Genomic DNA, 20047 nt, shown 5'->3' with positions numbered 1-20047 from the left:
AAAAGAGGGATGGATATGTATAATTTCGATGAAGTCGTAGATAGAAAAAATACAAGTTCTGTAAAATATGAAGAAATGGATATCAATTTTGGAAGAAAGGATTTATTGCCTTTTTGGGTAGCGGATATGGATATTAAAGTTCCAGACTTTATGATTGATATTCTAGTGAAAAGAGCAAAACACGGTGTTTTTGGCTATACTAATAGGATGCCAGAATTCTATGATGCGATAATTAGTTGGTTAAAGGATCGACATGGTTTAGAAGTAAACAGAGAAAATATTGAATATGGTCCTGGTGTAGTTTTTTTACTAAACATGATGATTAGGAAATTTACCAAAGAAGGAGATAAAATAATCATCCAAACTCCCGTTTACTATCCTTTCTACAATATAATCAGGGGGAATAATAGAATTATATCGGAGAACCCTCTAATTGAAAAAGATGGAATGTATACAATGGACTTTGAGAACCTTAAGGAAAAGGCCAGTGATCCAGATTGTTCAATGTTAATTCTCTGTAGTCCACACAACCCAGTGGGTAGGGTATGGACTAGAGAGGAATTAGAAGAGCTAGGAAGAATATGTATAGATAACAATGTCCTAGTAGTATCAGATGAGATACATTTTGATCTGGTATTTAAGCCCAACAAGCACATACCTTTTGCCAGTTTATCTGATGATTTTAAAATGCACTCTATTACCTGTACTGCTCCAAGCAAAACTTTTAATATTGCAGGATTACATAGTGCCTTTTGTATCATCTATGATCAAAAGAAAATGGATGTTTATAGAAAGGAGTTGGGATTATTAGATTTAAACAGATCAAACTCCTTCAGTAGGGAAATAACTCAGGTGGCCTACGAAAAAGGGCATCAATGGGTAGATGAGCTTGTTGATTATTTGGAGAATAATATGAACTTTGTCTATGATTTTACAAGTAAATACATTCCTGAAGTAAAAGCAAGGAAAATGCAGGGTACCTACCTTATGTGGTTAGATTGTAGAAATCTAGGATTGGACACTGAGGAATTAGACAGTCTTTTTGTTGATGGAGCAGGATTGGCATTAGATAGTGGGTACTGGTTTGGAGACAATGGTAAAGGATTTATGAGAATCAATTTGGCATGTCCCAAATCTATGATTAAAGGGGCTTTAGAAAGACTAAAAAATGCAATATTATCTAAGGGGAAGGATCAAAGTACTCAAAGCAAGGAGTGCTGTTAAAAATACCTTCAGACGGAAGTTCGACTTCCCCGTCTCCACCAAATATGGAGATATACATTAACGATGATTATAAAGCAGTAGAAATAAAAGACTTAGAAAAGAGCCTTCTTAAAAAGGCTCTTTTCTAAGTCTTTTAAACATATGGCCATCAGCTACCACCAAGATTAAAACAGAGAAAAAGCGTCTTGATATTGAGGTTGCTGATATAGTTAGAAAAAACATACATAGTTATAGATGTTTTATCAAGGGGGAGATGTTGATAAAGAAATCCCGTTAGAACAATACAATTAATTAGTCACCCCTCCGACGTCCTGCCTTTCGTGTGAAAATATGCACCACTCTAGCGACGAGGCCCTAGCATGTACACAACGCAAACGTCATATTAGCGAAAATTAAAAGAATAAAAGTTCAGCTAAAGTTCAGACAGCAAACATTATATATTCAGTTTTGTACGGTATCATACATTTAAATAGCTTGAAGGGAGTGAAAACTTAAACCCCGGTATTGATTTGGAAAATACTTTGACGTTGACGTCAGTTGGACGAAAAATCAATGATTTGTAAGAAATGATGTTTTAGTTTTTTACACACATGAGCAGTATGAAGTTTCACTGCCGCATTTGATAGAGCTTGGTCGTTTAGGTGCCGAGAGCATCAAGGGTCAGCTTACTGGGACAATCCCAGCCACATCAAGGGGTAGGCAACCCGGTGGTGGTCAAAGGACTATGCCTGGGGGAAAGGCCGATAATCCTCAAGGTATGAACAGGCACACTGGAACAATGCAGGTGGTATGTTGGCGTCAACTGGTTCTAATACAAACAATGCCATACTGACATTCTATTGACTATACTGGCTGGAACAACTGTTTTTATCGCAAAGCCAAAAACGATTAAATTTTAGGAGGAAAAAATATGTTTGTGATTATCAACGCACTTAAAAGTATTTCCCGTTCAAAAGGAAGAAATATTCTCATAGGCATCATCGTCGTTGCTATCGCCGCCGCTTCCTGTGTGGCGCTGGCAATCCGAAACACCGCTCATGAAGCAGAGACAGCCGGTGGGGAGTTATTGAACATTACCGCATCTATTACGGTAGACACGCAAAGAATAATGGAAGTAGCACAAAGAGATGGCGCTGATATGAGCAGTATGCAGGAAATGATGTCGCAATATCAGAATTTAAGTTTGCCTGAACTTATGGCCTACTCTGAATCTGATTATGTGAAAAACTTTTATTATTCCAGCTCAATATCTCTCAACGCAAGCGGGGACTTGGAAGCATACGGTACAGACGACAGTTCCGGCAGCAATTTCTCTGGTGGGATGGGCCGTCAAGGAGGCATGTTGATGGGTGGCATGGCTATGGGAGACTTCACTGTGACAGGATATAGCGCAGAGGATGCAATGACTAAGTTTGTTAACGGTACTTCCAAAATAGCAGACGGGGATATGTTCGACATTTCGTCTACTGATATGAACTGCCTGATTAGCTATGAACTAGCTTTATACAATGGTTTATCCGTGGGCGATACTATCACGCTGACTAACCCAAATGTAGAAGAAGAAACTTATACTTTTACAATTACCGGGATTTACACAGATTCCAGTTCCAGCGAATCCAGCAATATTCCTCGTTTCTCTACAGCGATGGATCCGGCAAACTCAATCTATATCAGTTACGATGCACTGCAAACCATTGTGGAACACTCTGCTTCCGTTGCTGTGACTGAAACTAATGCGAACGGTTTTGAAATCAGCACTACTATCAACGGTCAGCTTTCCAGTACTTTCGTTTTTTCCAGTCATGAAGATTATGAGAACTTTGGCGAGGAATTGAGCACAATGGGGTTATCTGAATATTACACACTCTCATCTTCGGACATAAGCAATTACGAAGCAGGTTTGGTCCCACTTCAAAATCTTTCACGATTTGCTGTGACTTTATTGTTCATCGTACTTGCCATAGGCGGAGTTATTCTAATCGTTATTAACGTATTCAATATCCGTGAACGCAAATACGAGGTCGGAGTATTGACAGCGATGGGTATAAAAAAAGGCAAAGTAGCCATGCAGTTTGTGACCGAACTTCTATTCGTCACTTTGATTGCCATTGTCATCGGAGCGGGCGTCGGAGCAGCGGTCAGTGTGCCGGTTTCCAACAATCTGCTTGCCGTACAGATTGAGCAAATACAATCGCAGCAAGCAAACCAAGAAACGAACTTTGGTAGAGTGCCAGGTGGCACGGCTGGAGGTAGAGAAAACCTTCAGGGCGGGAGAAATTCGATCATTGATATATTCAATGGTAACCGGTCGGATGTTAATTATCTAGATCAAATCAACGCAACTGTCAACTTCTCGATTTTAGGCCAGCTAATCGGCATTGGTATCATACTCACCCTCATTTCCAGTTTCGCAGCGGTGGTATTTGTAATGCGATATGAGCCACTCAAGATATTGGCAAATCGGACGTAAGCGAAAAACTAATGAGTACTGGAGGAAAAAATAATGAGTATCTTGAAATTAGAAAACATAAGCTATACCTATGACGGACTTAATAAAGTGCTGGCCGGAGTGAACTATGAATTTTTAAAAGGAAAGGTATACGCCATCGTGGGGCGATCTGGTGCTGGAAAAACCACTCTTCTCTCTCTGCTGTCCGGTTTGACATCTCCAACAGAAGGAAGAATCTTATTCGAGGATAAAGATGTGCGCAATATTGACCGTTATCAATACCGCAGTCGTTATGTGGGTGTAGTATTCCAGCAGTTCAATCTGTTGCCTCATCTGAACGCTGTAGAAAACGTGGAGTTATCCATGAGGGCTTCCGGTAAAAAAATTGAGAATAAAAGGAAACGGGCAACTGATTTGTTGGATAAGGTTGATCTAGACGAAGCACTTGCCAAGCGCAGAGTTTTGAAACTTTCTGGCGGTGAACAGCAGAGGGTGGCCATAGCAAGAGCCTTATCTTTCGACCCCGATATAGTATTAGCCGACGAACCCACCGGAAACCTTGATCTAACTACTCAAGAGGATGTAATGGACATCTTCAAGCGTCTGGCCCATGAGGAAAATAAATGTGTGATAATTGTAACCCATTCACCGGAGGTAGCTGCATCTGTTGATGAAGTTTACGAACTAGCTTCTTTTCGTAAGACTGTAAAACGCAGAAATGAGCATTGAACGATCAAAAAATGTCGCAATACTTGTGAGAACATAGTATAATAAAATTTTAGAAGAGGGGTGATTTCATAGCTAAAGTATTGATATGCGACGATGAGCCGGGGCTTCGCTCTGTAATCAAACGTTACGCGGAGTTTGACGGGCATGAAATCTTCGAAGCGGGAGACGGCTTAGAAGCAGTAGAAATATGCAAGCGAGAAATATTCGACATCATCATTATGGACGTAATGATGCCGGAACTTGACGGATTCTCAGCAGTCAGGAAGATTCGTGAAACCTCCGATGTACCCGTTATTATGCTATCTGCCAGAGGTGAGGAATATGACAAGGTTCTTGGTTTTGAAGTAGGAGTTGATGATTATGTGGTTAAACCTTTTTCCTCCAAAGAAATCATGCTCAGAATTGGTGCAATTTTAAGAAGGACAGGAAAAAGCGCCATTGATAGAGAAGATCATTTGGTTTTTACAAAAGAAGGATTAATAGTTGATATAACTGCTTATAAGGTGTTTGTTGATGGCGAACAGGTCAAGATAGCACCAAAGGTCTACGATTTATTGTTTTTCCTGATACGGAACAAGAATATAGCCATCCCGCGTGATAAAATTCTAACTGAGGTATGGGGCTATGATTATTGTGGTGACGATAGGACTCTGGACACACACATGAAACAGTTGAGAAAAGCCATGGGCCCTTATGCCAACTTTATCACGACCTTGCGCGGATTAGGTTATAGGTTTGAGGGGTGAGCATCCTGAAATTGAATAAATTGCGACTAAAATGGAAAGTTTTTGCGTTTTTACTGGGATTCTGCTCCCTATTGCTTGTGATCCTATGGCTGTTTCAGACTGTGTTCCTCAATGATATGTATAAATATATTCGGAAGCAGGAATTGAATCGGGTAATCTCTATAGTGGAAAGAGAAATCGACAATCCGGAACTGCAAACGATTTTATTCAAAATCCAAGCCGAAAACGATATATTCATTGCTTCTACGCGGGATTTTATTCCGCCGTACAGACCTGGGCGTGAAGATTTTGGCAGTCGGAATATTTCCCTTGAAACAATCACCGAAGTAAAGGAGTTCACCCTTCAAAATGGGCATACCGTGTCGCTGACCTTTTATGCACTGGTTGCCCCGGTCAATGCCACCATAACGACAATACGGTATCAGTTGTATTTCATCTCCGGTATTATGCTTTTACTCGCAGTAAGCTTGGCTCTTATTATTGCCAAGCGCGTTAGCAAACCCATTGAGGAAATAAGTCAAAAAGCACAGACCCTTGCAAAAGGGGATTATGATACACGTTTCGACGGAAAAGGCTTCTTTGAAATTGTAGCTTTGTCCGACACTCTTAACACGGCGGCGGTCGAGTTAGGCCGGGTTGAAGCCCTGAGACGCGAACTGCTGGCAAACGTGTCCCACGATTTGCGGACGCCGCTGTCGCTGATTTACAGCTATGCCGAAATGATGAACGATTTTCCCGACGAAATTACGCCGGAGCAGACGCGGGTGATTATGGACGAAACACGTCGGCTGACAGCTCTTGTCAACGATGTACTGGACATATCGAAATTGGAGAGCGATATAGAGCGTTTGGCTCCTTCGAGATTCAACCTTACACTCAACATTAGGGAGACTGTAGAGCGGGTTCAGAAATTGCTGAAAAACGAGAGTTTTGACATCGCATTTGCTCATAACAGCGATGTATATGTAAACGCAGACGAAACGAAAATCGGCAGGGCGTTTTACAACCTGCTAATCAACGCAATTAATTATTCCGGCGATAGCTGGAACATTGAAATAATGCAGACGATTACTGAAAATCGTGTGAGGATTAGCATAACGGATAGGGGAGAAGGAATATCGGAAGATGATTTGCCGTTTATATGGGATCGGTATTTCAAAAGCGGGAAAAAGCACAAACGCCCCGTCATCGGTACTGGATTGGGATTGTTCATTGTGAAGAAAATCATAGAATTGCACGGTGGTGAATACGGAGTCACTTCGGAAATAGACAAGGGCAGTACATTTTGGTTTGAACTTAATATCAATTAACAGGGCGAGAATATGGCGCACGATTTATCTTAGAAATATTCACTTAAAAATTAGCCATTATCAGTACACACCCCATACAGAAAATGCACACCCCTCCAGTAGAGAAGGGGTGTGCATTTATTGTTTAGCCTAGTAAGGGGATACAGAGCCTAAGGGATAAGAAAATTAAGCAAGCTAATGAAAACCTGATACGAAAGGTAATTACGCGACCTGTGAGGAGGTAAAATAATTATTTGTTTTCTCAACAATTTAATAGTAGGATATTTAGAATCTTTGAAGAATATAATTATATAAAACATTGGGAGGGGATATAAATGTGGTTTATTAAATCAAAGCATTGGGAAGAGTATCAAGAAGCAGTAAAATCTATTGAGGAAGAAATTAAAGCTAAAAAAAGGTAATGGTTATAAGAACTTTAGAAGAATTTTGCAATGAAGGCAAAGGTGTATCTTTTTATAACAGATTTATTATAAGCAACAAATTAGTTAAGGAAATGGAGATATACATTAACGATGATGATTATAAAGCAGTAGAAATAAAAGACTTAGAAAATACCCTCCTCTGATATGATACCTCCAAGATTAAAGCAGAGAATAAGCGTCTTGATATTGAGGTTGTTCAGATAGTTAGGCAGGTAAAAAATGAGTTGAAGGAAAAAAATATGGTTTAATTGCATTAATGTTATTATTGCAAGGTGGGTAAAGGGCCATGGCTAGTACTTCTGGTTGTGTTACTTATGATGAACTGAACTGGATTTGCCCTTAAAAAATAAGACTAGAAACTTCACCCACAGCTTTAAACCACTTCTCAATAGGAGTGGTTTAAAGCTTACTAAAGGATCGTGTATTTGCAAAACCTATAGTTTATTAAAGCCTTATGTAGTAATTCTTAGAAGAAGAAGAAGGGAAACATTAAAATTTAAAAACACATTTATAAGGAATTCAAGAAAGGGTGTGTAAATTATGGGGAAAAAGTTCCGTGCTATAAAGAATATATTTATTGCATGGCTTCAATTAACACGATGAGCTTGATACTGAATAAGATTTCCTTTGGAAATTTTGCTGATAATAATCCCTTATATTTTCTTATTATTGTTTTGTTAGCAGTCTTTGTTGTAACCCCATCTAGCTTATATTACTTATTCAAAGGTAGATGTTCATAATTTAGTTAAGTATACTCCCCCCACCTCCACAAAATATGAAGATATAATCCCTAAGCCATCAGCTTAGAGGTTTTTGTGACTTCATGAGTATTTTTATATATGGGAAGATAATTGGGAAAATTCATCTAAGAATTGCCTTTGTGATAAAGTATCATGTCCTATCTTGCCCTGGTTAAAACAGTTTCCAGATATAAGTACTGTTCAAATATATGAATCGGAGGTCGATAAAATGAGTAGGAAAGAAAGTAAAGTTACAGATTCATTAACTATTAAATGCCTAATTGTGGTTTATTCATATCACCATAATAACACGGCAAAAATCGCTCAGGTTTTTTCTGAGGTTCTAAATGCACAAATCAAGACACCAGATCAGGTAACTCAGGAGGATCTTCAGCAGTATAATCTAATTGGTTTTGGCGCGGGAATAGACAGTGGAAAACACTATAAACCCCTTCTGGACTTTGTGGACAAACTATCAAAAGTCAATAATCAGAAAGGTTTTATATTTTCAACAAGCGCAATACAGGGAGTAGCCAAGGTGAAAAAGGATCACTCATTGCTTAAGGAAAAGTTGATTTCAAAAGGTTATATAATTGTCGATGAATTCAGCTGTAAGGGATTTAATACAAATAGCTTTCTCAAGTATTTTGGTGGAATGAACAAGGGAAGACCGAACAGCGAGGACCTCGAGCATGCAGAAAAGTTTGCTGTTAGTCTTTTGCATAAGGTAAGCTGTTCTACATAGTATTGAGGTGATGGGCTTGTAGCACTTGCGCTACCTAACAATGCATTGCCTGCTCCGACTCCAAACCTTTTCCCTGATAGATAAACTCCTCCAAGAAGCATTCCTTTGGGGTCCAGCTGAAAGGATTTGGCAATGCGGGGCTTATCTAAAGGTATCTGGAGATCCATATGACTTTTTGCTATCAATGTATGAATGGAATTATAATGAGTTAAAGGAGTACCTTAAAAACGTGAATGGTCTGAGGTAATTCATTATGTTAAGAGTAAATCATTTATAACTGACAATGGGAAAATGTGATTAATATTGTATTTTTATGTAAGTATAAGAGTGGCGAACCAAGGTGTATGTAAGAGGATGAGTCTAGTGATATACATTGGATGTTAAAATTGTCAATCCTCACAAATTGTCAACTAGCATTAAGTGGCATAAAGATCCAGATACTATGGAGCTCACTTGCTCGGGGGCGGGAGTCGTGTAGTGACTTTTTCAAATAGAAGGTTTGTAAAGGCATGTAATTATATGCCAAAGGATAATGTACAAAATTCAAGCAGGGGGCATAGAATAGGAAAATAGTATGGATGTAAGCTACGTAGTTTTATTTAGTGCAATTCTTGTTATTGCAATGATTATTATATTTTTAAAAGTTAATATTAGAAAAACTAATGAAGATACTTTAGCTAGTGTGAAGTATAAAAAAATAGTAGGGATATTTTTGGCAATTATTGGCGCTTTGCCTATAATTATTTACCCCTTTGTTTTATTGGCAAATATTATGAGTTTGGCAGCCTTTGGAGGTACATGGGCTATTGATGACTTATTACCTAGGATATTGATATTAGGGCTTTTCATTATTACTACTGCTTATCCTATTATATATGTAATATGCATTTATAGTTTTTTTAAAAATAGTAGAATGAAAAATCTGATTATTCCTACTATCCTGATGTGTATTGTACTATTTATAACGGTGTATTTTGTGGGTATTAGTTATCATGAACCTTAATGAAAATAATGAAAATTATAGAATAAAAAATGTAGAAATTTTTAAAGATACACCAGCTTGGGACTTGGCTCTAGCAGTAGAGAAGGAAGACGCTAACAGTATAGAAGAGATATTAAAAACAAACCCAGAACTGATAAATTTTCATGATGATAATTACGGAATTACTCCATTGCTGTGGGCTGTAGGAGTAAGGAAATATAAATCTGGTGAAGCACTTTTGAAATGTGGTGCAGATCCAAATATCCCTGCAAAAGGAGAACTAGGAACACCACTACTAGTTGCAGTAATGAAGCCCTGGGATGACAAATATGTTGATAATACAAATATTATAGAGTTATTACTTAAATATAAAGCAGATCCTAATAAGGGTTACATAGGAGAAGATACTTTGATGATGGAATCTGGAACAAGTTCATTACATAGAGCTGTTTACATGGGTATAGAAAAAACAAAAGTATTGGTGGAAGGTGGAGCGGATATAAACATTAAAACTAAAAGTGGACGTACTCCAGCAATTAATGCTCTTATTGATGGAAGTTTTTATAAGAAGGAAGCAAAAAGTGCAGTCGTTGCCCATTATTTAATTGTTGAAAAAAAAGCTAATGTATCCGAACCTTATTTTTCAAGGGCTAAAAATATAAATGAAAGTGAAAGGAAAGAAAATTATACAATAGATCTTTTGCGAGATTGGGTAAGTGATTTAGATTCGGAAGAATACATACTAAAAATGGAAGTGGTAAAGGAGTTTTTACGACAAGGCGTTAATTATTGGCATACAGAAGTCACCGATAAAAGGTTAAAAAGCATAATGAAATTATATCCTAATGATTGGCAGGAGTTTATAAAGCTCTATTAAAGGGTTTTTCTTTCGAGGAGTCGGAAATGGCAGGCGTTATAAAAACTCCCTCAGTAAATTGCTGGGGTAGATCTCTGGGGCAAGGGGAAAAGGTATGAACATCATAAACATTCAGGTCGTCCACGTAATGGGACAAAAAATCAAATATGACATACTGTTGACAAGTTACAAAATATATAATTATGATATGGAGGTGAAATTGTGGATAAATATGAAATGCTTAATAAGATCAGTGAAGAAACCATGCGTTTTATGAGGGGTAAATATCGGTTGGACGAGTTATCAGACGGCAAAAATGAATTAAAATTTCGGCAAGGTAAAAAAACAATCCTTACTATCAATATTCATGAAGATAAATTTACTTTTCTTGTTATATTTGGAAGAGCAGAACGGGAAAAATTTGTACAAGAAAGACACAATTTTTCAAAGTACATACAAGATTACTATGATAATTCCAAGACTTACCATGATGGTAAGTGGATGTTTATAGATGTCACATCTTTGGATGTTTTGGATGAGATAAAACGTCTAATAATGATTAAGAAAAAACCAAACCGTAAGCCATTTCCCAAAGAGAATGCTGTATACGGAAAATGCGGTCATAGGTGCGACTTGTGTATTCACTTTGCCGGCGGCACAATCAGTGACGAATTTAGAAAAGAGTTAGAAGATAGGTTAACTAGAGTGTGGAATATTACTGACTGGTCAATGCGCTGTTCGGGATGTGGTACTTCAGGTTGCCATACAAATGATGAACTATGCGATCAACTAAAATGTGCAAAAGAAAAAGGCTGTGATACTTGCGTGGCGTGTAAGGAATACCCCTGTTCCAATGCTACAGCTGCAAGCTCTAAAATTGAAGCAAAAAGCATTCTTGCCGATGATGTTACGTGGGCGATTTTACCATTTGTTCCTAATCAATACGGAAATTAATTAGTCTAATTATGAACTACAAGATTAAAATGTATTTGAGTTATGATACATTCTTTAAAGACCGTGTATTAACCGTAATGAAACAAGCCTGAAGCTGAGAAGCTTTAGGCTTGTGTTCTTTGGATATGGGTTTGTGGATGTGGTTAGGATAAGATTCTCAGGATAAAATTTGTCGCTTTAATCCTAAATAATAAAAAAGTTAGTCAAATTTAGAGGGGAAATATGCTATTTAGCAGAATAGGAGATAGTGAGTGATCTCGAGAAACTCTGGGATATCACAAGGTACATAATTCTAATATGGAAATCTAGGTTTAACCATTTACTAAAAGGGGGAAAGGAAGACATATCTTTTTAACCTTAATGTTAACAGTTACATTTTATCCTCAGGATTATGGTTCACATGTAATAACAAAATAATTTCTCGCGTTTAAAGCATGACTTGTCAACTATGCCATCCAAATTTAAGAGAATAGTATGTTCTTATAATAAAGGAGAGAGAAAGATGTATATTTCAGATTTAGGAAAGAATGAAATGACCTTATGTGAGTTAGAGGTCTATGCTGGTGTAAATGCTAAAGTTAACTATTCATTTGATTTTTTTGAGAGTGGATTATCAGAGAAAGAAATTATTGTACAAGCACTACTTAATGGTATATCCTCCTTAATTCAACAAAACAACCTAGAAATTAAGACGCATAAAAAAATAAGAAAAATTGAGCACAAATTTTTAGATATTAAAAAGAAGTATGTATTTTTTGGACCTTGGAAAGAGAATAAAATAATAGATAAAATGGTTTGGGATTATGATTACAATGGAAACCTAGTAGAGTGGAATTGGTATCGTAAAGATAATCTGGTCCGAAAGGTAGTAATTAGCAATAATTCAAATTCTAGATTGAGTGAACAAATTTCCTACAATTTCAAAAATGAAATTGAGAAAAGAGTAGTTTATAAATATAGTCAGACTGGGGTTCTACTAGAGGAAACTTACTATACAGGAGACGGAAGTTTAAAAGGAAAGTGTGTTTATGAAAATATTAACGATAGGATAGCATCTACTGTGTTTGATGATAGTGATAAAATTATAGCAAAGATAGAATATATGCTCTCAGAAGACAATAGGATTCTTGAAGTCAAGGGATATAATGCTGATGACTGTTTGATCATTGGTTTTGATTATAGGTATGACTCTAACGGGTGGAAAATCGAAGAAAGATGTTTTTTAGAAGGAAATATTAGGAGTGATAAAATAGTATATAAATATGACAAGGAATGTAGAAGGATAGAGGATATTAGTTATGATGAGAAGGATGTTATAAGAAGCATAATTAAATACACTTATGATAGCAATGATAATTTAATTGGAGAGGTATATCATTCGCAAATTAAGCTTTCCCCAATGGGAATAGGTAAAGGACTATATGGTCACTTAGAACAAGAAAGCAAAATAGATATTATGTACAAATACAATTCTGAAGACAATTGGATAAAGAAAGTTTATCTAAAGTTTGAAAAAAATCTATCTTCTAGACCAGTAAGTATCACATATAGGGAGATTAAATACTACTAGAGTATAGGGATATATTTAGGCGGGGAGGATGTAATGAATAACATATTTAAAAGAAAAAAAACAGATGTATTTTTAAAAATTTTGCCTTTATTTATGTTTAAAATATCACTTTGGTGTATCTATATTATTCTTAAAGGCACACAAGATGAAATACCTTTGGCAGGTATCATAGCTTTAAATGTAATTTTTTTATTTTTTATATATACTACCGTATACAAAAACAATCCAACTACTATCTTGTTTGAAAGAGAATATCTACAGTTAACCGATTTGTTAAAACTGAAACCTAAGAAAGTATTATGGAGTGATATTTATAATATCACTATTGTAATGCATAGCAAGAAAACATCGTTTTTGAAAATATTCTATGTAGTTGACCAGGATTATTTAGCTTATGAGATTAGTCTAAGCAATTTTTCAGAAGTTGAAAAAATAATAAGACAATTGAGGATTATATCAGAAGACAAAAATTACACCTTTACGGAAATTTTAGTAAAGGAATTGGGAGAATTAGGGGATAAGAAAATAGTAGATAAAATTGATTTTTGTAGTATAGGAGCTAAAGCTAATAGAAGAAACCAAGAGAGCGTAATAAATTACGTGTAATTGGATAATAATACCACTAAAAAAGGGGTTGTCCAATTATGACTACAAAGGGTAATTTATTAGCCAAAGAATTAGCAAAAGAGTGCCGAAGTGTAGAAGAAGTACAAGAACACTTAAAAAGTTTATTCAAAGATACTATGCAGGAAATCTTCGAAGCTGAAATGGATGAGCATTTAGGCTATGATAAACACTCACCCATTGGCGATCATTCAGGGAATAGTAGAAATGGTTACAACAAGAAAACCATTAAGACTAAGTACGGAGAATCAACCATAGAAATCCCAAGGGATCGTAATGGGGATTTTGAACCACAAGTAATCAAGAAATATCAACGGACTAGCAATGAGCTCGAAGATAAAATAATATCCATGTATGCTAACGGAATGACCACACGTGACATAGAAAGCCATATGCAAGATATCTACGGCATCGAGGTATCAGCAACAATGGTTAGTAAAGTTACAGACAGGATACTACCTATGATTGCTGAATGGCAATCTAGGCCACTAGATAGGATCTACCCTATAGTTTTCCTTGATGCAATTCACTTTAAAGTTCGTGAAGATAACAGGATAATTAATAAAGCGGCTTACAGTGTACTAGGTATAAATATGGCAGGTCACAAGGAAGTTTTAGGAATATGGATTGGTGGTAACGAAAGTTCAAAGTTCTGGCTAGGAGTACTTAATGACCTTAAAAATAGAGGTGTAGAAGACATCCTAATTGCTTGTAAGGACGGACTTTCAGGCTTTTCTGAGGCTATTAACTCTGCCTTTCCAAAAACAGAAATACAGCTATGTGTTATTCACCAAATCAGAAACTCGATGAAGTATGTTTCGTATAAAGAAATGAAACAGGTAATGGTAGACCTGAAAAAAGTATACCAAGCTTTAACTCTTGATGAAGCAGAATATGCTTTTGAAGAGTTCAAAGAAAAGTGGGGTAAAAAACACCCAATAATTATTAAATCATGGGAAAAAAATTGGGATGAGTTAACTGTTTACTTTAAGTATCCTAACGAGATACGTAAATTGATCTATACTACAAATACCATCGAAGCATACCATAGACAGCTGCGTAAAGTTACTAAAACTAAAACATCTTACCCTAACGATGAAGCCTTAGAAAAAATATTGTACTTAGCTACCATGGAAATATCTAAGAAGTGGACTCAACCACTTAGGATCTGGAAACAATGTATCTCCCAGTTTGCAATATATTTTGAGGATAGAATTGACTCAAATTTAGCTGTTTAGTGCTGGGCTTTGCCCAGGAGTTTATCGCTTTAGTTCTCCCAAGGATAGAAAAAAGGGCAAAAAAAGATAGAGGGTCAGATCCTCTATCCTCGGCAGAACCTTACTAATCGCTCAGGTTACTCTCCAGTATTGCCTTATCCTTTTAGTAAGTAAGAGCCATGAATATTATATCCCAGTAATGGGAAAATATTTCTGATGTATGTTTAGATTTTCTACTAGTAGATGCAGTAAAGTAAGAAATCCAATTACACTAAATTATTTATACTCCCGAAACCCCAAGTCTTTAACATATATCAAAATAAGTTTAATATGTTTGGAAACATATTACCCCTATTATTTTTGTTGTTTTGTTTCTATATTTTTATGAAAATAAGTTTAGGATTTGCCATTTGCTATATGCTAATTGCTAGTGTCTCAATTGTAATACATTATAGATATGGTTATAATTTATTTGATTCGATACTTTTGGGAATGTTAACTTTGCCAACGATTGGACTTATGTTTGTAGGACCTATTATGTTAATAGTAGGGATATTCTTAAATAATTAGGATTAGTAAAATTACTGATTTCCTATTGAGGGGGACTAGCCCCATCTAGCTTATACTATTTATTCAAAGGTAGATGTTCATAATTAAATAATGTATACTAGGAAGTATGCCGAGGCATTATCTTATAAAAAACAAGGTTATAGAGTAATAATCGTTGAGATACATCTTGTTTTTTATAAGATAAACCAAGAGGATAAGACAATAATTACATATGTAATTATTGATGGAAGAAGAGAATATAGGAATAGAACTTAAGATAGCGAGCAGATTTAAAAGTGGATAATATGGAGATACAACCCCTAAAACGATATGCTTAGGGGCTTTTTTGTGCTGCTTGAAGGAAAATATTTTGATGAACTCTTTTGACTCATATTACATAAAAAGTAATATGAATTGATAAAAGGGAGTGCTTGTATGAACAATTTAGCTATACTTGAATATAATGCCTCTATTGAAATCTACTCTGTGATAGTTAATGATTTAACTGTCTATGGAAACGAGGATAAATCAAAGGCAGAGCTGGTTGTTAAAAGACTAAATAGAATATTCGGAGACGAGAACAGGGATTTAGACTTTATTACACCCTCTTTCGCAGCAGGTAAATATATAGTATGCTGCCCAAGGGTAAGACTAGGCATTGGCGAACAAACATATCTTTACGATACAAGTAATGGTGCTAGGGGTTGGAGGAGCTATCCTGCCCAATTATATGAACCAACCAATTGGGTGGATTCAGAGTCGCCCTCTGAGCAAACGGCAATTATAGAAATTGAAGAAAACTCAAAGGCACCTTGGTATAATGCATTAGTGATAGCAAACTCTATAAGGTCAGCTATTAGATTAAACTACCCAGCAGCAAATGGTAATGAATCCAGTATGCAGCTTAATGTACCTAATAACATAAGCTCTGATGTTTCCATTATTATATCAGAGGGGGCACATTGTGAGTATTATGGTGTGCCATGTCAAGGCACAAGACCCGGAAGGACTTCCCCTTGTCCTGAGATAGGGTTTGATGCAGGAAATATCTTAAATCCATTTACAGAAATTGGTGAGGTGTTCCACCCCCAAGATTTGACTGCTGCCATAACACCCACCTACAATTGGCATTCGAATTATATGAATAAGTTTATTAAAGTGACAAATCTAGCTGATCCTTCTAAAAGCATTGTGGTAAGAGTTACAGATAGGGCCCCTGCCAGAAAAGGCATAGAGCTAACTTATCGTGCATGGATAGAAATCGGTAGACCCGTGGGAGCAAAATCTGTAAGATTGGAGTTAATGAAATAAGGACATGAGATAAAACTGGAAATATTCCGGGTGGGGCTTGAAGTCTTTCCATTTTTGGAAAAACTTCTTTTTTTTGTCCCATTTAGAAGGTTATCTAGATTTATTGTTGAATAATTCAATAAACATTTAATTCACAAATCACAGAGGATCTGCCAAGAAAGCCTAGGAAGGAAAAACTTCAAGCCTGACCCAGAAAAATTCAAATTTACAATTTCTAAATATGTCGATACAGAAAGCAGTCAATTTGGGCAACAGTTTTACAGTTTGTTTTTAAAGAGGATATTTTGGGACAAGCAGACCGAATTATAAAAAGATAAGGAGATGCAAGCATGAGTAAGTATAGAGTAATTAAAAGCAGTAAAACCGATTCAGATAATCCAATAGTTTTACATAAAGGTGACAAAGTTATATGTATTGAAGAGTCGAGTGTAGATGGAGATTGGGCTGGGTGGATTTATTGTAAAAGCGAAAATAATGAAGGATGGGTTCCGAAGCAAATTCTTAATAGAAATGATGATATTGGTACTGTATTAGAAGATTATGATGCAAGAGAATTTGATATAGAAGTAGATGAAATTATAATTATGAATAAAATATTAAATGGTTGGATATGGGGAACTAAACAATATGATCCGCTCACAAAAGGATGGGCTCCACTAAATCATTTAGAAGAAGTTTAATATTTAAAGTGAACAGAAGAATTGGTGAATCATGAAATGTTATTTTTTACAATTTATATTTTAATGTGATGTAACAATCAAAAGATAGCTCAAAGAGGGAGATGTCCTGTTTCCACCTGAGTCGCGGGGGTGTATGGCATCGGAGAACAAAACATTTGCATAAAGTTGCTGAAAGCACGTGTCTAGGGCAGATTCAGCACCACACCTTCTCACTGGGAGTGAAGCTCCGCTCAGGGGTATTACTCTGAGGTCCAGTTCGAAGGCGTCGCAAACACGAGAACGTTATAGGAAATAGTGATATCGGGGATTTTCTTTGGTGTCTATTTTAAAGCAAGGTGATACATATATTAGTAGAATTAGATTCAATAAGACTATTTAGAACATAGATAAATTGCAAAAAAAGGAGTTTGAATAATGAAAACCAAGGATATAGTAACAGAAAGAATGATACTTAAGAGTATGACTTTAGACGATTGTGATTTTGCGGCCAAATTATGGGGGGATCCTGAAACTGGGAAATACTTGAATAATCCACCATATAAAAATGGTGATGAACTTAGAGAAATAATCTATGATATTGATGATTGGCAAGACGAATATCCCTTTATAGCATATGATAAGGTGACAAATAAACCAATAGGAACTTGTTGTATAGGAACAGAGGGGCCAGAAGGAGAATGGGGGTTTGGATATGATGTTGTAAAAGAACTATGGGGGAATGGATATGCGACTGAAATGGCAAAAGCAATGATTAAATTTGCCTACTCACTGGGGGTGCGAGATTTCTATTGTACTGTAGCTACAGATAATATAGCATCTTGCCGTGTTATGGAAAAATGTGGACTTAAGGCAGATATAGCTAGTAGTTTTAAAAACCATAACACTGGTGTTGAACATGAATCTACTATTTATAAAATGAAATTAAAGTAGATAATAGATTTAAAAATAGATTATTAGTTCGTACAATTTATATTACACGTCGCATGATCTTTAACCCCAGTCTGTCACCTTGTAAACTGTGTTTACAAGATGAAGGTAAACATTAAAATTTATGAACACATTTATAAGGGAGTCAAGAAAGGTGTGTAAATTATGGGAAAAAAATTTCGTGCTATAAAGAATATATTTATTGTATGGCTAATTTACACTTTATCAACTTACTTATATATATTAGTAGCGTTAATTCCATTCATTGTATCTGTTATATATGATGAAGTTTATAGAGGTATCGTGGCTGACTATGATGCTCAACTTGAGAATCTAATAGGTAAGCAACTCCCTTTTGCCATTTTATTTGCAAGCGTTTCTTCTTTTTTAATTTACTTATGGATTGCTAAGAGAAAAGGTGAAAATCTTCTAGAGGTGTGCAAGTTTGTTAAACTACCATTTAAGAAAGTTATTGTTTGCATTATTTTAGGAACAGGTTTTCTTTTTTTTACTCCTCTAATCCTAACAATAATAGACAAATTTATCCCACTGAATTTTTCAAATTATACTGAGAGAAATGCTCAAGAAGGTTTTTATATGCTATTAATAAGTGTAGGGATATTTGGACCATTTATAGAAGAGGTTATCTTTAGGGGAATAATATTTGATGAATTAAATCAAATGTCTTCTACTAAAGTAGCATTAGTAATACAAAGTTTTTTATTTGCGTTAATTCATTTTAATCCTATACAAAGTATACCTGCTTTTTTTGTGGGTCTACTTTTAGGGACTATAATAATATGGACTGGATCAATCTGGTCAGGTATAATAGTTCACGCTTCAATTAACACGATGAGCTTGATACTGAATAAGATTTCCTTTGAAAATTTTGCTAATAATAATCCCTTATATTTTCTTATTATTGTTTTGATAGCAGTCTTTGTTGTAACCCCATCTAGCTTATACTATTTATTCAAAGGTAATGTTCATAATTAAATAAAGCATACTAGGAAGTATGCCGAGGCATTATTTTATAAAAAACAAGGTTATAGAGTAATAATCGTTGAGAGACATCTTGTTTTTTATAAGATAAACGAAGAGGGAAAAGACAACTATTAAATCTGAATCTTCCGTGAATAATATTGGAAATGCTAGGTGGAGACATAATTTAGTAAATCTGGCTAATATAAAAAATTACTATATACTGTTTGAAGGGAGAAAAACAATGATTATTGAAGGAGCATTCTTAAAAATTCCTGAGACATTAATTAGTTATGAAGATTCTCACGGATTATATGAGGGTAATATTACAAATTTGCTTGCAATGGGAGTAGTTCTTGAATTAAACGCAAGAAATATTGATAACCCTTTAAGGAAGATACAGATGGAAAAGAGATATGATATTTCAGTTAACAGCAGATGTGACATGTTCTTAGATTTTACAGAGTTTTGGGATGAACAAGGAATGAGGATGTATGGCTCGTATAATCAAAACTGGATAGAAGCTAAGTACTTTGGAGGATTAAATAGAAATAGTGGTAATGAGACTAAGTCAGAAAATGCAGGATCAATAATATACGATATTTTTAGACTCGTAAAGAATATACCAGATGATAATCTTAGTGGTAAATATGCAATGGTTATTTTTAATGATAACCCCTCAAAATACTTAGCTTTTAGTCGGAAAGATGGAAGTAAAAGAGAGTGGTTAGAAAAGCTTTTTAAATCAGGTACTAACTGTCTTGAATTTTCACTACAAGAAGAACCAAATACTATAAAAAAATTATTTAATTCAACAAAAGATATTAACTTAAAATTTAAGACTAAGACTACAAGTTTTGAACCTAGAAAAGAAAATTCAGGTTTCTGGGGATATCTAATACAAGTGTTAGAGTTTAAAATAGTAGAATAGACAAGTAATGAAGAAATCCAGGGGGCATGACTTTCTATTTTCACGATAGAATACTGAATCAAAAAGTCAAAAGCCTGACCCTAATCTCTGCACAATCCGA

20 protein-coding genes are annotated in these 20047 nt (G+C 35.6%); all 20 read left to right on the top strand.

Annotation, left to right across the window (positions count from 1 at the left end):
• Nucleotides 1-15 precede the first annotated feature (15 nt).
• The 20 genes from HYG86_RS05850 (at nt 16) to HYG86_RS05755 (ending at nt 19947) form a co-directional block, all read left to right on the top strand.
• Nucleotides 16-1224: a MalY/PatB family protein gene (locus tag HYG86_RS05850; protein ID WP_213167986.1), complete on the top strand. Its 1209-nt coding sequence runs from the start codon at nt 16-18 to the stop codon at nt 1222-1224.
• A gap of 619 nt (nt 1225-1843) precedes the next feature.
• Nucleotides 1844-2056, top strand: coding sequence for a hypothetical protein (locus HYG86_RS05845; protein ID WP_213167985.1), 213 nt, complete (start codon nt 1844-1846; stop codon nt 2054-2056).
• Nucleotides 2057-2134: 78 nt separating this feature from the next.
• Nucleotides 2135-3694 carry an ABC transporter permease gene (locus HYG86_RS05840; RefSeq protein ID WP_213167984.1) on the top strand — a complete coding sequence of 520 codons (1560 nt, stop codon included), beginning with the start codon at nt 2135-2137 and terminating at the stop codon, nt 3692-3694.
• A gap of 33 nt (nt 3695-3727) precedes the next feature.
• Nucleotides 3728-4402 (top strand): ABC transporter ATP-binding protein, encoded by a 675-nt coding sequence (locus HYG86_RS05835; RefSeq protein ID WP_213167983.1) that lies wholly within the window; start codon nt 3728-3730, stop codon nt 4400-4402.
• 68 nt (nt 4403-4470) lie between these two features.
• Complete coding sequence (locus HYG86_RS05830) at nt 4471-5148, top strand: response regulator transcription factor (RefSeq protein ID WP_213169128.1); 678 nt, start codon at nt 4471-4473, stop codon at nt 5146-5148.
• 164 nt (nt 5149-5312) lie between these two features.
• A complete protein-coding gene (locus HYG86_RS05825) occupies nt 5313-6458 on the top strand; it encodes a sensor histidine kinase (RefSeq protein WP_213167982.1) in 1146 nt (381 codons plus the stop codon).
• Nucleotides 6459-6858: 400 nt separating this feature from the next.
• The gene (locus HYG86_RS05820; protein ID WP_213167981.1) at nt 6859-7023 is read left to right on the top strand and encodes a hypothetical protein; all 165 of its coding nucleotides are present in this window, start codon (nt 6859-6861) and stop codon (nt 7021-7023) included.
• 826 nt (nt 7024-7849) lie between these two features.
• A complete protein-coding gene (locus tag HYG86_RS05815; RefSeq protein WP_213167980.1) occupies nt 7850-8365 on the top strand; it encodes a flavodoxin family protein in 516 nt (171 codons plus the stop codon).
• 574 nt (nt 8366-8939) lie between these two features.
• Nucleotides 8940-9368 (top strand): hypothetical protein, encoded by a 429-nt coding sequence (locus HYG86_RS05810; protein ID WP_213167979.1) that lies wholly within the window; start codon nt 8940-8942, stop codon nt 9366-9368.
• Nucleotides 9358-10224: an ankyrin repeat domain-containing protein gene (locus HYG86_RS05805; RefSeq protein WP_213167978.1), complete on the top strand. Its 867-nt coding sequence runs from the start codon at nt 9358-9360 to the stop codon at nt 10222-10224. The genes HYG86_RS05810 and HYG86_RS05805 overlap by 11 nt, the downstream gene beginning before the upstream one ends.
• Before the next feature lie 216 nt (nt 10225-10440).
• Nucleotides 10441-11157 (top strand): DUF3788 domain-containing protein, encoded by a 717-nt coding sequence (locus HYG86_RS05800; protein ID WP_213167977.1) that lies wholly within the window; start codon nt 10441-10443, stop codon nt 11155-11157.
• Between the two features lie 502 nt (nt 11158-11659).
• The gene (locus HYG86_RS05795) at nt 11660-12727 is read left to right on the top strand and encodes a hypothetical protein (RefSeq protein ID WP_213167976.1); all 1068 of its coding nucleotides are present in this window, start codon (nt 11660-11662) and stop codon (nt 12725-12727) included.
• 33 nt (nt 12728-12760) lie between these two features.
• On the top strand, nt 12761-13333 hold the full coding sequence (locus HYG86_RS05790; protein WP_213167975.1) for a hypothetical protein: 573 nt from the start codon (nt 12761-12763) through the stop codon (nt 13331-13333).
• 38 nt (nt 13334-13371) lie between these two features.
• Complete coding sequence (locus HYG86_RS05785) at nt 13372-14589, top strand: IS256 family transposase (protein ID WP_213166306.1); 1218 nt, start codon at nt 13372-13374, stop codon at nt 14587-14589.
• Between the two features lie 639 nt (nt 14590-15228).
• A complete protein-coding gene (locus HYG86_RS05780) occupies nt 15229-15393 on the top strand; it encodes a hypothetical protein (protein ID WP_246451902.1) in 165 nt (54 codons plus the stop codon).
• Between the two features lie 159 nt (nt 15394-15552).
• The gene (locus HYG86_RS05775; RefSeq protein WP_213167974.1) at nt 15553-16428 is read left to right on the top strand and encodes a septal ring lytic transglycosylase RlpA family protein; all 876 of its coding nucleotides are present in this window, start codon (nt 15553-15555) and stop codon (nt 16426-16428) included.
• Nucleotides 16429-16757: 329 nt separating this feature from the next.
• A complete protein-coding gene (locus HYG86_RS05770) occupies nt 16758-17108 on the top strand; it encodes an SH3 domain-containing protein (protein WP_213167973.1) in 351 nt (116 codons plus the stop codon).
• 414 nt (nt 17109-17522) lie between these two features.
• Nucleotides 17523-18038, top strand: coding sequence for a GNAT family N-acetyltransferase (locus tag HYG86_RS05765; protein ID WP_213167972.1), 516 nt, complete (start codon nt 17523-17525; stop codon nt 18036-18038).
• 162 nt (nt 18039-18200) lie between these two features.
• Nucleotides 18201-19031: a CPBP family intramembrane glutamic endopeptidase gene (locus HYG86_RS05760; RefSeq protein ID WP_213167971.1), complete on the top strand. Its 831-nt coding sequence runs from the start codon at nt 18201-18203 to the stop codon at nt 19029-19031.
• Between the two features lie 136 nt (nt 19032-19167).
• Nucleotides 19168-19947 (top strand): hypothetical protein, encoded by a 780-nt coding sequence (locus tag HYG86_RS05755; protein ID WP_213167970.1) that lies wholly within the window; start codon nt 19168-19170, stop codon nt 19945-19947.
• The last annotated feature ends 100 nt before the right edge of the window (nt 19948-20047 follow it).

This window comes from Alkalicella caledoniensis (assembly GCF_014467015.1).
GTDB lineage: Bacteria > Bacillota > Proteinivoracia > Proteinivoracales > Proteinivoracaceae > Alkalicella > Alkalicella caledoniensis.
Note: the sequence above shows the minus strand (reverse complement) of the source record. Positions and strands in the feature narration are given on the sequence as shown.